This window comes from Colwellia maritima (assembly GCF_022669015.1).
Taxonomy (GTDB): Bacteria; Pseudomonadota; Gammaproteobacteria; order Enterobacterales; family Alteromonadaceae; genus Colwellia; species Colwellia maritima.
Genome location: NZ_JAKKSL010000001.1, coordinates 1,687,654 through 1,701,381, shown reverse-complemented (window position 1 = coordinate 1,701,381; position 13,728 = coordinate 1,687,654). Strand labels below are relative to the sequence as shown.

11 protein-coding genes and 2 pseudogenes are annotated in these 13,728 nt (G+C 35.8%); 5 read left to right on the top strand and 8 right to left on the bottom strand.

The genetic code is table 11. The features are described 5' to 3' along the window. Window positions 1-5: 5 nt before the first annotated feature. From tagH to L3081_RS08365, 6 genes are all read right to left on the bottom strand, one after another. Entirely contained in the window at window positions 6-1,817 is a 1,812-nt protein-coding gene (tagH, locus tag L3081_RS08385; RefSeq protein WP_242284844.1) for a type VI secretion system-associated FHA domain protein TagH, read from the bottom strand. A 231-nt stretch (window positions 1,818-2,048) separates the two neighbouring features. Further along, on the bottom strand, window positions 2,049-2,939 hold the full coding sequence (locus tag L3081_RS08380) for a prenyltransferase (protein ID WP_242284843.1): 891 nt from the start codon (window positions 2,937-2,939) through the stop codon (window positions 2,049-2,051). 144 nt (window positions 2,940-3,083) lie between these two features. After that, a complete protein-coding gene (locus L3081_RS08375) occupies window positions 3,084-3,923 on the bottom strand; it encodes a hypothetical protein (protein ID WP_242284842.1) in 840 nt (279 codons plus the stop codon). Between the two features lie 116 nt (window positions 3,924-4,039). Beyond that, the gene (locus tag L3081_RS08370; RefSeq protein ID WP_420839708.1) at window positions 4,040-5,020 is read right to left on the bottom strand and encodes an NCS2 family permease; all 981 of its coding nucleotides are present in this window, start codon (window positions 5,018-5,020) and stop codon (window positions 4,040-4,042) included. Then, window positions 4,965-5,483 (bottom strand): solute carrier family 23 protein, encoded by a 519-nt coding sequence (locus L3081_RS28990; protein ID WP_420839707.1) that lies wholly within the window; start codon window positions 5,481-5,483, stop codon window positions 4,965-4,967. The genes L3081_RS08370 and L3081_RS28990 overlap by 56 nt, the downstream gene beginning before the upstream one ends. A 223-nt stretch (window positions 5,484-5,706) precedes the next feature. Continuing rightward, window positions 5,707-6,333, bottom strand: coding sequence for a TetR/AcrR family transcriptional regulator (locus tag L3081_RS08365; protein WP_242284840.1), 627 nt, complete (start codon window positions 6,331-6,333; stop codon window positions 5,707-5,709). A gap of 828 nt (window positions 6,334-7,161) precedes the next feature. On the opposite strand from L3081_RS08365, the gene L3081_RS08360 reads away from it, so the two are divergent. The 4 genes from L3081_RS08360 to L3081_RS08350 all read left to right on the top strand — a co-directional run bounded on the left by L3081_RS08360 (window position 7,162) and on the right by L3081_RS08350 (window position 10,515). Continuing rightward, window positions 7,162-7,581: a hypothetical protein gene (locus tag L3081_RS08360; protein ID WP_242284839.1), complete on the top strand. Its 420-nt coding sequence runs from the start codon at window positions 7,162-7,164 to the stop codon at window positions 7,579-7,581. After that, window positions 7,553-8,989, top strand: coding sequence for an SLC13 family permease (locus tag L3081_RS08355; RefSeq protein ID WP_242285694.1), 1,437 nt, complete (start codon window positions 7,553-7,555; stop codon window positions 8,987-8,989). Before L3081_RS08360 ends, L3081_RS08355 begins: the two co-directional genes overlap by 29 nt. A gap of 180 nt (window positions 8,990-9,169) precedes the next feature. Beyond that, complete coding sequence (locus L3081_RS26620) at window positions 9,170-9,523, top strand: DUF3422 family protein (RefSeq protein WP_274620374.1); 354 nt, start codon at window positions 9,170-9,172, stop codon at window positions 9,521-9,523. Further along, a complete protein-coding gene (locus tag L3081_RS08350) occupies window positions 9,481-10,515 on the top strand; it encodes a DUF3422 family protein (protein ID WP_274620373.1) in 1,035 nt (344 codons plus the stop codon). The genes L3081_RS26620 and L3081_RS08350 overlap by 43 nt, the downstream gene beginning before the upstream one ends. A gap of 252 nt (window positions 10,516-10,767) precedes the next feature. Here L3081_RS08350 and astE read toward each other — a convergent pair. After that, a pseudogene (gene astE, locus L3081_RS08345) lies at window positions 10,768-11,855 on the bottom strand (succinylglutamate desuccinylase). A gap of 86 nt (window positions 11,856-11,941) precedes the next feature. Continuing rightward, window positions 11,942-12,541, bottom strand: a complete 600-nt coding sequence (locus tag L3081_RS08340) for a replication initiation regulator SeqA (protein WP_242284837.1) — start codon at window positions 12,539-12,541, stop codon at window positions 11,942-11,944. 268 nt (window positions 12,542-12,809) lie between these two features. On the opposite strand from L3081_RS08340, the pseudogene L3081_RS08335 reads away from it, so the two are divergent. Then, a pseudogene (locus tag L3081_RS08335) lies at window positions 12,810-13,636 on the top strand (alpha/beta fold hydrolase). The last annotated feature ends 92 nt before the right edge of the window (window positions 13,637-13,728 follow it).

Below are 13,728 nucleotides of genomic sequence, written 5' to 3'. Positions count from 1 at the left end.
TTTCCTTATTTTTTATCGTTTTTAAAATTGTTGATTTGCGCTTGATACGCTTCGGAAAAATAAGTACTTAATACTTCATTTAGATTTTCCGTTACACTTTTAGCGAGCAATTCTTGTTTTTCTTTATAAAGTTGCCAATATTGTGAACTAGCTTTTAACCCCATAAAACTACGACCCTTTTCATTGATTTGCTTTTCTATTGACTCCGGCGAAATTTGATTTAACACACCCGTAACTGTTGCTTGCAACCCTGATAAAAAGGCCATTTGATGTAATTGAATATCATTCACCGCTTCATCATAGGATTCTTTTGCTGTGAGATATCCTTTTTTCTTTTTCAAAAGTAACATTTCTAACGTATCAGCCGGATCTATAGAGAATTTAATCGGGTTATTTGATCTGGGTTGAACTGATGTGAGTGACAGTCTTGATTCTTGTTTAAAAACCGTTCGACTATTGAGCAGTGACATCAAGCCTTTAGTCGTTGATAGCATCACAGTGGCAATATCTTCAGCAAATACATCTTCATCAATAGAGGCTAAATATTCTTTAGGTAAACCTAATTTGTTGTACAACTTAAGCAAGAATTCATTTGAACCACTTTGCATCGGCTGCTCAATTTTAGCATCAATGCGTTTATCATGTTCATTCGAGGATTGAGTCGGTGTAGCTACCTTTGACACGACAACTTCTTCTTGTAAAGGTATATCAGCTTTCGGTTCCATTTCCAACTCTGGCGTATGAGAAACTGGTGTATCAATAGCAGCTGCTTGTTCCACAGGTTTAACTTGCTCAATAGGGGCAACCGGCTCGATAGGCGCAACCGGCTCGATAGGCGCAACCGGCTCGATAGGTTTAACTTGCTCGATAGGCGCAACCGGCTCGATAGGTTTAACTTGCTCGATAGGCGCAACCGGCTCGATAGGTTTAACTTGCTCGATAGGCGCAACCGGCTCGATAGGTTTAACTTGTTCAATAGGCGCAACCGGCTCCATGAAAGTAGGTTGTTCGGTCTGTGGTTCTACCGTAGGCTCTTGAGCTATTGGTGCATTAGGTTTCGGTGGTTCGTAATCTTGAATGGCAGGTAAAATCCCTGACAATTCCCAATCTTCAGGAATGCTAGCATCATTCGAGACATAGTGTTGATTACTTTGAGGTTGATTACTTTGAGGTTGATGGCTTTGAGGTTGATGGCTCACAGGATGCTTATCAGACTCAGTAAATACAGGTTTATTCTGCTCTGAATTGTCAAAAGTAGAGGCAGAAGGGCTACTTACTGGAGGTGTTTTATAATTTGATGAGCCTGACAGTATATCACTCAAACCAAGCCCCTCATCAGCAGACGAATGATGATCGTAATGATCATTTGTCGAAATCTTTAGATAATCTGTTTCTTGATCATTATTCATGGAAGAGTCATCGCCCATGACTAACCCTAATAAATCACCGTCACCCACTTGAGATGATTGATTACCAACTTGTACGGGTGTATCGACAATTTGTAAATTTTCAACTTCTATTTCGTAGCTACCAATTTTAATACGGTCTGATTGATTTAAAATATGGGTGTTTTGTTTTCCTAACGGAATGTTGGCATTATTAATAAATACGCCATTACTACTAATGTCAGTTATGATGAATTGTTCATTTTGATAACTTATCAGCGCGTGCTTATTGGAAATATAACGGTCAACATCTAATAGTGTCCAATCACAATCATTAGACCGTCCGATAGAACCACCTTGATGAGAAAAACTACATGTGCTGTTTTGACCTATCTCAATTTTTGAAACAAGTTTTAGTTGCAAAAAAGGCATAAATACCGACCAATCCTTATTATTATTTATAAATATATAGCTGCACAAAATCTAAATTAAATAATGTGATTTTACAAGCATAACACTAATAATAGTTCAATTAAGTAATAACTGGCATTCTTAGCAAAAATATTTAGCGCCAAGTTAATTCAATTTTTGTCTATGCATTTAGCATTAAACCTACTTAATATGACAATAGATAGAAAAAATCCTCATAAAATCGGTTTGGAATTAAAAATATATATAAAATAGCAGTGTAATACCCAATACTAATGGTGTTAAAAGGCTACAAGCAACATTTGCAGCTAAAAACTGAGGCTGCATTGCGATATCTTTTCCTAGTTTTATCATTCCCATCATAGAAAAATAACTTAATAGCATAGGAAGTATTGTAAACAAAGCCAATGTTGGCAATTGCTTTGTTATAACCAAATATACGAGCGTCAACTGAGCAACCATAGCAAACAAACCATAAACAACGGTACTTGCCTTTATTCCATATTTTATCGGGAAATGCTTTCTTCCTGTACTTTTATCTGCATCAATATCAGGAAATTGATTCAACAAAAGTAAGTTATTAATAAGTAAAAAGGGAATAATGGTAATCAGCCACATACTATTATTAAAATGTCCTGTTATACAAAAATACGTCCCACCAATGATCAAAGTACCAAAACCTAAACCCGGAGCAATTAAACATAATAAGGCTGCTTTATTAATCCACTGAGTATAAGTAACGATGATAAGTAAACCTATGATACCTAGTGGTAATATTGAATAACCATATAAAAATATAAAATAACATCCTATGAGGATCGTAATCAAAATAGAGAATATACCTAGCACCAACACTTTATTCGCTAAATGCGGGTTAGGCGGCAGTAAACCACTACCACCGCTAAAAGGGGTTTGTTTGGTTTCAAAATCTAAACCGCTTTTAAAGTCTTGATATTCATTAATTGTGTTCACCGCAATGTGTGCGGCTAAAGCACCAATTAAAGCAATACAAGTAGAAAAAATTGAATAATCAACTTGTTGGTATGATGCTATTGCCATTGCCAAAAATACACAAACGGGCGTTAACACTAAAAAAGGGAGGCGCATTGACTGAATTATCGACATATTTATTTCTCAATTAACATTTTTAAATAAATGGTTCTTTAATAGTAGTATTATTGACAACAATTTAGTTAATAACCTGTACAACCCATTTCGATTGCTATGCGCTTATTTTAAACTAAAAATACTAAACGTTTACTTAATTCCTTAAAACCGCCAAACCGCTAGCAATTGTGCTGTGCTATCATCAGTGCCTTTTTCACCCAATTTATTTTTCCAATATTGATACTCAATTCCTACAAACATTTTGCCTGAATTACCGCCTAATAACTCCCCTAAATCTAAACGTATTTGAGGTTGAAATAAAATCCAAGATTCAAGCTCCGTGGTGCCAAAACTATTCACTTGTTGACGCCCATCAATATACTCTAAGTGTCCCTCAATAGACCAATTCGTTGAACCAATTGTAAAAGGATATGCCCAAGCAAAATCAAGCATAAAACTAGAGTCTTCATCTACTACAGTAAAAACAGGAGAAGATTCACTACCACCACTTTGATGTAAATATCCAGTCAAACTTAATTGTGCAAAAGCAAAACCAGGTAAGTCGAAAGAAAATCTTATACCAGGCAATAACCATACGCTGTCTACTTCGGGTGCAAAATTTGCGCCTGCAACAATACTCACATCACTAACAGGTCCAAATATTAATTTCTTACCCGTAATAGAGCCTAAACTAAAGTTTGAATACCATTCGCCATAAAATTCACTACTATCATCAACAGGAAAATTTGCATCATTATTAACACTGTAACGTGAGTGATCAATAAAGAAAAAATTATCTCCATACTCCCAACCACCCGCATGCTGAAAAGTGATAATAGTTGTTTCTGCCGCACCACCTGTTCCAACGCGCTCTAATGTGCCAAGGGCTTGCAGCTGTATTTCCGTATTGCTCCACGTTTCTGATAAAGCAAACGTACTGATTAATGTCGAGGTTACAATCAAAGCTCTACTCGAAACTGCTAATAGATTAAAAAATTTCATGTTTTATATTTACCTTAGTTTTTATCTTTTTTTTAATATTCACAAATACATTGATGCCTTTTGCAAATAGTTTTTCGATTAAGCATATGCCTTGTAACTAACACTACACAAACTATTTAGACTGATGACAAAAAGATAAACTTAGCTATAAACAGCATAGTCAATGCCCAAACACCACCTGATATTTCAGCAGATTTACCTGCTCCCAGCTTTAATACCGTGTAAGTGATAAAACCAAAAGCTATCCCATTAGCAATAGAAAAAGTGAATGCCATCATAATTGTAGTACATACTGCCGGTGCGTATTCTGTTAAGTCATCCCAGTCTAACCCTCTTAAAGAACTCATCATTAACATAGCAACATAAATAAGTGCGCCATCAACCGCAAATCCAGGTAGCATTTGGGCAAGAGGTAAAAAGAACATTCCTACAATAAACAACACCCCAATGGTAATAGCGGTTAAGCCTGTTCGTCCACCAACGGAGACACCTGCAGCAGATTCCACATAAGAGGTTACAGGAGGACAACCAAAAGCGGTACCAATAACAGAGGAGATAGAATCAGCTTTTAAAGATTTACTTAAACCGTGTATTTTTCCATTTTTGTCTTGTAGGTTAGCCCGCTCTGCAACGCCCACTAATGTACCTGCTGTATCAAAAATATTGACAAAAAGAAAAGTTACAATGACAGGAATTAAGGCCACTTGAAAAGCGCCTATTATGTCAGCTTTCCACAAAATAGGTTCAAGCGCAGAAAATTCAGGTATTGCCATTAAGCCTTTGTAAGTAACAAAACCCGATTCAGGTGCAAAACCTTTAGCGGCATCAGCGACAATAAAGAACTCTACTGGCAAAACCCATGTCATCGCAAATGCAATAAAAGTGGTGATAGCAATCCCAATCAACACGGCACCAAAAACTTTACGATAACTCAGTACTGAGATAAGCAAAAAACTAAGAAAACCAAGTGCGGGGGCTTCTGGGCCGAACTCACCAAAACCAAAGTGGGTTAAATCTGCAATCGCAACAATATTATCGGGGTTAGGAACAACAATCCCGGTAAAGCGTAAACCAATAAAACCGAGGAATAAACCCACACCGGCCGGTCATCGCTAAACGTAAACTCATTGGAATACTATCTAACATCCATTCCCGTAATCGAGTTACACTCATTAAGACAAACAGCACCCCGGAAAGAAAAACAGTACCTAAAGCTATTTGCCGCCTATACCCCATTGCCCCCACAACCGAAAAAGTAAAAAAAGCATTTAGCCCCATTCCAGGTGCAAGCCCTACAGGCCAGTTGGCATAGAGCCCCATTAAGATAGTTGCAATAGCAGCACCAAGGCAGGTAGCTAAAAAAAGCCCATCAAAAGGCATACCCGTTTTAGACATAATAATAGGGTTTAAAAACATAATATAGGACATAGTGACAAAGGTCGTTATTCCCGCCATAATCTCAGTTTTTATATTAGTTTTATGTTCTGATAGCTTAAAAAAACGCGCGATCCCCCCTGCATCATTCATTCGTTGATTATTATCCTGACTTGTCTGTTCCATTGTTATATTACCCTTTTAATTCTTTCAAAAAAATTATCAGTTGTACAAAGAGATGATAATTAGCCAAAGTACCTATTATGCATGGCTCAATTGGCCTGGCTAAAGTATTAGTGAATCTAAACAAATCGTCTATCAATAAGCCAAAGCTTGGCTTAAATAAAGTCATGAAGTTTAGACTAGATAGACAGTTTTCCCTAAAAACACTGTTAACAATATGTCAATGCTAGTCTATCCCACAACCTTTAAGAATTATTTCCGTTAAAGAAGTAACAACCGCTTCATAATCATCATCCAACATTTCATTTTTTTCTAAAGCTGCCAAAACTTGTACATTAAAATCAGCATAATGTTGTGTTGAACTCCAAATTAAAAAGAGCAGATGATGAGGATTTACCTTGTTAATTAAACCTTGATCTACCCAAGTATTAATAATAGCGACTTTACTTTTCAACCACACTTTAAAATCAGTATTCAAATAGTTGTTTAATATAGGTGCACCATGAATTAGCTCACTGGCAAAAATTCGTGATGAATATGGGTCGTTTTTTGAATGCATTACTTTTGCACGAATGTATGCACTTAATGCAACTTTGGGAGGTTGATTTGCATTGAGCGTATCGTAATCGGTATTCCAAAGCGCTATGATATTACTTAATAACTGCTGATACAGGTCAGTTTTATCTTGAAAGTAATAATGTATATTTGAACGAGGAATAGCTGCACGTTCTGCAATACGTTTAATAGAAGCACCTTTAAAACCATAAGTAACAAATTCTTCTTTGGCTGCATCAAAAATCAGTGCTTTATTTTTTTGTCGAATGTTACCTTCTACTACTTTACTGTTAGCCACAAACAATCCTAATAAAATTGGAATAAGCCGTTTGCATAATTATAAAAACAGCGCAGAACTCATGGCTAAACATTACCCTGAAGTAGGCGTTATCCCAATAAAAATCATCATGTAGACTCAATACAAACGGTAAAAACATACTGCTAATAAAATGTTCCTTTATCACACTTTATTTAATTAGCTTTATTACTCGGTTTCATTAGATAATAAAAGTCTAATAAATTCAAGCGGCTTCTCAATTAACAATTCACATTAATTCAAGTGGGTTCAATAAACAAAACTCTCGACATTCTATTTATGCAGCAGTGCACTTCGTTCCAATTACCTAACATTGAGATTTATATTGATAGAATGGTCGTGTGAATTTTATTTGTCATAACAAACCAAATTAATCTATTTCTTGTCTGCAACCTTTTAGCCTTCGCTTTATGTCGACGTTGGTTACTTATAAATTTTTTATTCATGGTTGTGTTTAACCTATTAGTATATTTTTTGTTGATTTGTTTAGTTTATCCCTAAACTGAAAACAGCAGTACTTACTATCAAAGATAGCAAGTACTAAACAACTAAAATTACCATCTTTAAAACGCCCTAAGATTTATCAAAACTCATTTGATGATTACAATCCATCAAAATATAACAACTATGGTTAGATATATTACCCACGTCAAGCTCTGGTGCCTTTACAGGTGACTTTATTGAGTCAATGATTTACTTGAAAAACATTTTATTCTTATCCGCTAACTAAAATAGTTGATTAGTACCAATTATATTAATGTTAGGTATATACTGAGCGTATAAGCCAAATAATTAACACGGTATACCTCTTTGAATATTCCAGATTTACCTAATAATCATGCTTTAGCTATTTTATTAATCACCGTTTTAGCTCTCTATTTGTTTCGTCGAGACGACATACCTTTAGAAACCTCTTCCCTTGCTGTCATAACAATTCTGTGTGTGCTGTTTACCTTATTTCCATTTTACAGCGAAGGTGTACATTTTGAGCCAAGCGCTTTATTTTTTGGTTTTGCTCACGAAGCCTTGATAACTGTTTGTTCTCTGATGATTTTAGGGCACGGCATTGTAAGAACGGGTGCATTAGAGCCTATTGGTCGATATTTAGCTAAACTATGGAAAATTAGCCCAACATTGTCTTTATTATTAACCCTCATTCTTCTTTGGAGCCTTGAGTGCTTTCGTCAACAATACCCCTGTTGTGGTTTTACTCTTACCTATCTTAATTAGTGTATCCCTGCGGAATAAAACAGATTCATCCGGCATGTTATTACCTATGGGCTTAGCAACTTTAGTAGGTGGCATGGCAACAACAATTGGTACATCAACTAACTTATTAGTGGTTAGTATTGCAAAAAATATGGGCGCAGTAGAATTTGGCTTGTTTGATTTTATTCAACCAACCCTTATTGCCTCGGTTGTCGCGGTGTTATATTTATGGTTAGTGGCACCCAAACTATTACCAAAAAGAACGCCATCAATGCCTGATACTTCACCACGTTTGTTTAGCGCTTATCTTAATATAAATGAAGAAAGTGACGTTAATGGCAAATCCATCGCTGAAATTATTAAATTAACCGATGGACAACTTAAAATAGAAAGTATTCAACGAGGGCCTAATTACCGCAGTATTATGCCTTTACCCGATACCATACTCACTGAAGGTGATAGGCTTAAAGTACATGATTATCCTGATCGACTAAAAGAATATGAAACGGTATTAGGCGCAACTTTATTCACTGGACAACAAAAAGTTGATGATGAGCACCCTTTAAACGCAGATAAACAAACATTGGCTGAAATTGTTATTATCGGTTCAGGAATAGAAGGAAAAACCTTACAGCAAGCTAATTTCATCAATAAATACTCTATTTCTGTTATTGCATTGCATCGAGCCGGCAAGGCGATGGAAATAGGCCGAAGCAGTATAGGAAACACTCGATTGAAAATCGGTGATGTATTACTTGTACAAGGTGAAACCGAACAGATTAATTTATTAAAGTCCAAACAAGGCCTATTAATTATTGATGGCGCAGAGGCATTACCACAAACAAGTAAAGCGCCAATCGCATTAAGCACACTACTCGCAGTCGTTATTTCGTCCGCATTAGGTATTTTACCAATTGAAATCAGTTCGGTTTGTGGCGTTCTTATCTTACTTATTACTAAATGTTTAAATTGGGAAGAAGCCTCTTCAGCCCTAAGTACCCAAGTTATTTTAATTGTCGCGGCATCGCTTGCCTTAGGCTCCGCAATGATGATAACAGGAGGCGCAGAATATATAGCGCAGGTATTTGTCGCCTTATCGTCTGGTTTACCTCCAGGAGGCGTTTTATCTGCTCTAATGTTGTTATTAGCAATATTAACCAATATTGTTTCGAATAATGCCGCCGCAGTTATTGGTACGCCAATTGCTATTTCTGTTGCAAGTCAACTTAATCTTCCCCCTGAGCCTTTTATCTTGGCCGTATTATTTGGTGCAAATTTGAGTTATGCCACACCTATGGCTTATAAAACAAATTTATTAGTGATGAACGCCGGCGGTTATCGATTCTCTGATTTTATGCGCGTTGGTATTCCGTTGATTTTACTGATGTGGGTAACTCTGTCTTTTCTTTTAAATTGGTTGTATCTATAACAATAGTTTACAGGTTATATACCTGCTTACCCTAACACATTTCATACTAAAGTTTTGTTTACAAGTAAGCGTTTGAGAGACAATCTTAAAGGGTAATAATGTTTATTCACCGTTGAAATAAGCATATTTAAATTTAACCCTTTAAGATAAAACCTTTAACTGTACTGAAGTGATTAATAAATGTTACCAAGCAATACATCTGAAAAAATAATAAGCCCCTCAGCACCGACTTTAACAACCTTAAGTAATATGACAATTCATCCCTTAAGAGAAAAACTGTACAGTGAATTACATAACCGCCCATTTAGATCTATCACTAACCCTGCGCAAATAACGCATATTGCTATTCAACATGAAGGGAAGTTAAAACAAAAAGAACATGATTTTATATCGCTGCTATGTAATCGTTTTCAAGTAAGTTTACCCGCTAAAACTATGCCCTGCTTTTACCAAAACTTTGGTTTATTTAGTTTGCGGGCCGGGAGCGACATATGGAATATTCAACCTATACCATTATTCATGAGGCCCCTTTAACCAATCAACCTTTTATTAAAAATGCAATAGACTATGTACCAAGTGGTTGGCTAGAACACATGCCTGGTCAAGTTATTGCTGCTTTACACCTTGTTATTGAGCCTGGCAATCAATCACCTGGAACTAATATTGACCAATATTTTGACAATATGCGTCTTACCGCTAGCGCACCTTATAATGGATTAGCTAAAGTTTGGACTTCTTATAAACTTCATGATGATGGTTTTGGTCGGTTTTTAGTCTTTGAGAAAACATTATCACCTGAGCAGTTAGGTCGATTGGTGCAGCAATTATTACAACTTGATACATACCGATTAATGGCTACTTTAGGATTACCTCTAGCTCAAGCCATTAATAGCGAATTGAATCAATTAGACTTACAGTTACAACAAGTAACCACCTGTATTGCACTAGGTAAAGATAGCGATGATCGTCAACTTTTAACACAAGTATCAACCATTGCCGCAAAAGTTGAAGATTTACGAAGTCAAAGTAATTATCGCTTCTCAGCAACTAACGCTTATTATGATGTTGTTTTACAGCGCATGGATGAACTAAAAGAAGATGAAATTGATGGTCATATGACCTTACAAGAATTTTTAATGCGACGGATAACGCCTGCCGTAAAGACCTGCCAAACAGCAGCCAATCATTTGGAAGATATTTCTCGACGTGTCAATCGCGCCAGTGATTTATTACGCACAAGAGTTGAAATGCTCTTACAGGAACAAAATCAGAAACTGCTTAAATCAATGAACCGTAGAGCTTTTATACAAATGCGTTTACAGCAAACTGTTGAAGGCTTGTCGGTCGCAGCTATCAGTTATTACGGTATGCAGCTTTTTGAAACGATGCTTTCATCTTTGCCTTCTTTAGGCATTGAGTATAACCATGAATTGGTCAGCGGTTTTGCAGTACCTGTAGTTATCGCTTTAGTCTTTGTAAGCACTCGAATTATTCATAGTAGATTAATGAAGAATGTGGATAATTAACCTCAGCTCGGCTTAATGCATCTTTCTATAATGGCTATTTTTGCTAACTTCTTCGTTAAATTCACTTGCAATAGGCCGGCTATTGGCGTGTAAGTTTGCCTTACTTATTTTACGGACTAAAGTAGCAAAAATATCTCACTATGGTAAACAAAGGGAAATTATACCAATCTCACTAACTTTCAATGAGTTAAAAACTTATTGACCCGAATTAAGGTTAGTCATTCTAAGTAACAAGTTCACTTATATTGTGACTTATATTGGGTTAACTTCCACAGGTATCACTGTCAACAATGCACGCTGACCAACAGCGACATTAGCATTGGGGAAAATGATAGCTTCTCCCGGTTTAAGTGTTTTAATTTCATCTTTACCATCAGTTGCTATCACCGTACCAACAGGAAAGTCAGTGAAGTTTTCTACGTCGTCAGCAAAATGCAGCGTGAAATTTTCATCCTGCCTATCAATAATTTGATTGATTTCAAAGAAACTAAAATCCGCTTTATCATAGGCTTTTAATTCTAATGGCTGCCCTGATACTAATGAAGTTAAGCTTTCTTGTACACCTAAAAAGTTAGCCATATTATTTTCACCGAAGGGCTTAACTTTACCCAGTTCAACAGTAAATGCATGAGCATTAAATTCATTAGATGAAAAATAACTAAAAGTTGTCGTTGGCGAGTTTGAAAATAAAATAGTATTTACACCACAAGCCAACATAAATTGTAGCTGTGATTTCACCCAAGGTTTATTATGTCTAAAAGGATAAACCGCAAACTTATCGTTTTTAGAGCCTCGAATAGCCGTATGCAAATCATAATGGAAGCGCTCTCCTTGACCTTGATTAAAAAAATCTGCAACGGTATTTTCTAATAATAAAGCACGATGGCGCTCATTATTTATCAGTCCTGCGCCCTGTCCTTGATCTACAGAATGCCCCCCGAAAATAAGCGATTTAAATTTTCTTCTACAAAACGCTTACCAATATTTATTGACGGTGGATTCCCGAACAAAAATAAGGTTCGATGTTCTAAATGTAATGCACCTAACACGATTTTTTTTATTAAAGCATTACAAATTTCAATTGGTGCCGTTTCATTACCATGAACTGCACTAGACAACACGATATCCTTGCTTGAATTATTGCTCATTGGTTCAAACATAATAATACCCGTATCAAGCACTGATACTTTTGTTTTAGCTTGGCTGCTCGCACAAACCACGTCAAAGCAAAATGCAGACATTGAAAGTTCATGGCTTCGGGTTAAATGTAAAAAATCACCATTGATTAACAAATGCGCTTTTAATTGTGCTACTGATAATTTTTCTTGTAAATATGGCATTGGAACCTTTATGTTAAATAACTTTATTCAATGTTGACTTTATTCTGCATTATATCGCCCGCTTGATATCGATAATCTCGTTACAACTAAAGCAACTCACGAATTTTTATGACATCACCTTCATTATAACCTAACAAAGTGGCCGCTTCTGTAAGCATCATTTTTTTACGTGTTGTATTAGAATTAGTTATGACCCAATAGGGACTTTGTGGGATCTGTTTTGGTTTAGTGCTACTTCCACTTGCTGTTAACAATGCCTCGCTCAATGCAAAATATAAACGCTTGGTTTTTCTAGCACTCACTTTAGGGCCTATATTTGTTACAACATTAAATTTCTTTGGGTGTGCTCTATATAACGCAGCCAGAATTAGTAAAAATCGGCCCACAGCACCACGCTGCATTGCCAGTTCTTCTATATTTATAAAATTAAAAACGGTTTCAGAACCATGTTCCTCATCATCAATTTCAACGGGCTCGGCAATAGTATCCTGTTCAACGGCAACGTTTTCAGTCAACGAAGTTTTTGACTGTGATTCCGTTGCTCTTTCATTTAGTGAAACTACTTTGTCGCTTTCCTCATCAAAATCAAGTAAACGGCGTAAAATACTTGAAGCATCTTCACCAATAGATTGTGTATTGGCAACAATGTGAAGATATAACTCATCATCAATTTCAATGTTTTTCATTTTTCACTTACTTCTATAATTTAAATTACCGCAGGATTATACCAATTAAATTAATTAAGGGTATAGGGGTACATAAGAATAAATGTTTAGTATCAAACTGCTTAATTGAATATTAACCAAAGATAAGGGGAATAATTTAGTGAAATTAACATGAATACAGATATTTATGTTTATATTTACATAAGTTAGATAGGTATTAATTTCAAATTACTTAAAATTTCATGATAAAATTGATCTCAGTAACCAATTTAACAATATGAACGACGTCATGACAGCTAAAAATTTTTCAGCACAGAGCTCATCGCTCTCAAGCTATCCAGAACTAAACTACCAACAGCGTGGTCAAGGCGATCATATCGTATTAATTCATGGTTTATTTGGTAGTTTAGAAAACTTAAACATGATTGCAAGAAACTTAAGCCAACATTATTGCGTTACCAGTGTTGATGTAAGAAACCACGGAAACTCATTTCATCAAGAAGGTATGGATTATCAAGTTTTAGCACAAGACATCATTACTCTACTGGATAATTTGGATATTAAGTCTTGTCATATTTTAGGACATTCAATGGGAGGTAAAATTGCGATGAAGTGTGCGCTTTTATACCCTAATAGAGTACACAAGTTAGTGGTTGCTGATATTGCTCCCGTTGAATACCCTGCCCATCATTTAACTATTATTGAGGGTTTGCAAGCAATAGATTTAACTAAAATAAAAACACGTAAAGAGGCAGATATTCAATTAGCATCTTATGTGGAAAATTTGGGGGTTAGGCAGTTTTTATTACGTAACCTTATATTAAATGATCAAAACCAATTTAGTTTTAAATGTAACCTTCATTATATAGAGCAAGGTTACCCACAAATAATGCAAAGTATAGAGAATTCTTCTTCTGACGAAAAACAGTCGTTTATCGGCGAGACGCTATTTATTAAAGGGGGGATTCTGACTATATCCGACCTGAACACCAAAGCATCATAAAAATACTGTTCCCAAAGGCTAGAGCTAAAATAATCCAAGGTGCGGGTCACTGGTTACATGCTGAAAAAACAACAGCCTTTAACAAAATACTTTTAGATTTTCTAACCAAATAATTTTACATAAAGCATTTTGATAGAGATCAATAATTCCCCCTGTAAAATAAGCTAGAATCACGAGATAAAGCCTCACGATAATAACGAAAAAA

Coding starts and splice junctions, on each gene's coding strand:
- tagH (WP_242284844.1), bottom strand. CDS start 1,817: ATGCCTTTTTTGCAACTAAAACTTGTTTCAAAAATTGAGATAGGTCAA.
- L3081_RS08340 (WP_242284837.1), bottom strand. CDS start 12,541: ATGAAAAACATTGAAATTGATGATGAGTTATATCTTCACATTGTTGCC.
- L3081_RS08350 (WP_274620373.1), top strand. CDS start 9,481: ATGGAATATTCAACCTATACCATTATTCATGAGGCCCCTTTAACCAAT.
- L3081_RS08375 (WP_242284842.1), bottom strand. CDS start 3,923: ATGAAATTTTTTAATCTATTAGCAGTTTCGAGTAGAGCTTTGATTGTA.
- L3081_RS08380 (WP_242284843.1), bottom strand. CDS start 2,939: ATGTCGATAATTCAGTCAATGCGCCTCCCTTTTTTAGTGTTAACGCCC.
- L3081_RS28990 (WP_420839707.1), bottom strand. CDS start 5,483: ATGGAACAGACAAGTCAGGATAATAATCAACGAATGAATGATGCAGGG.
- L3081_RS26620 (WP_274620374.1), top strand. CDS start 9,170: ATGTTACCAAGCAATACATCTGAAAAAATAATAAGCCCCTCAGCACCG.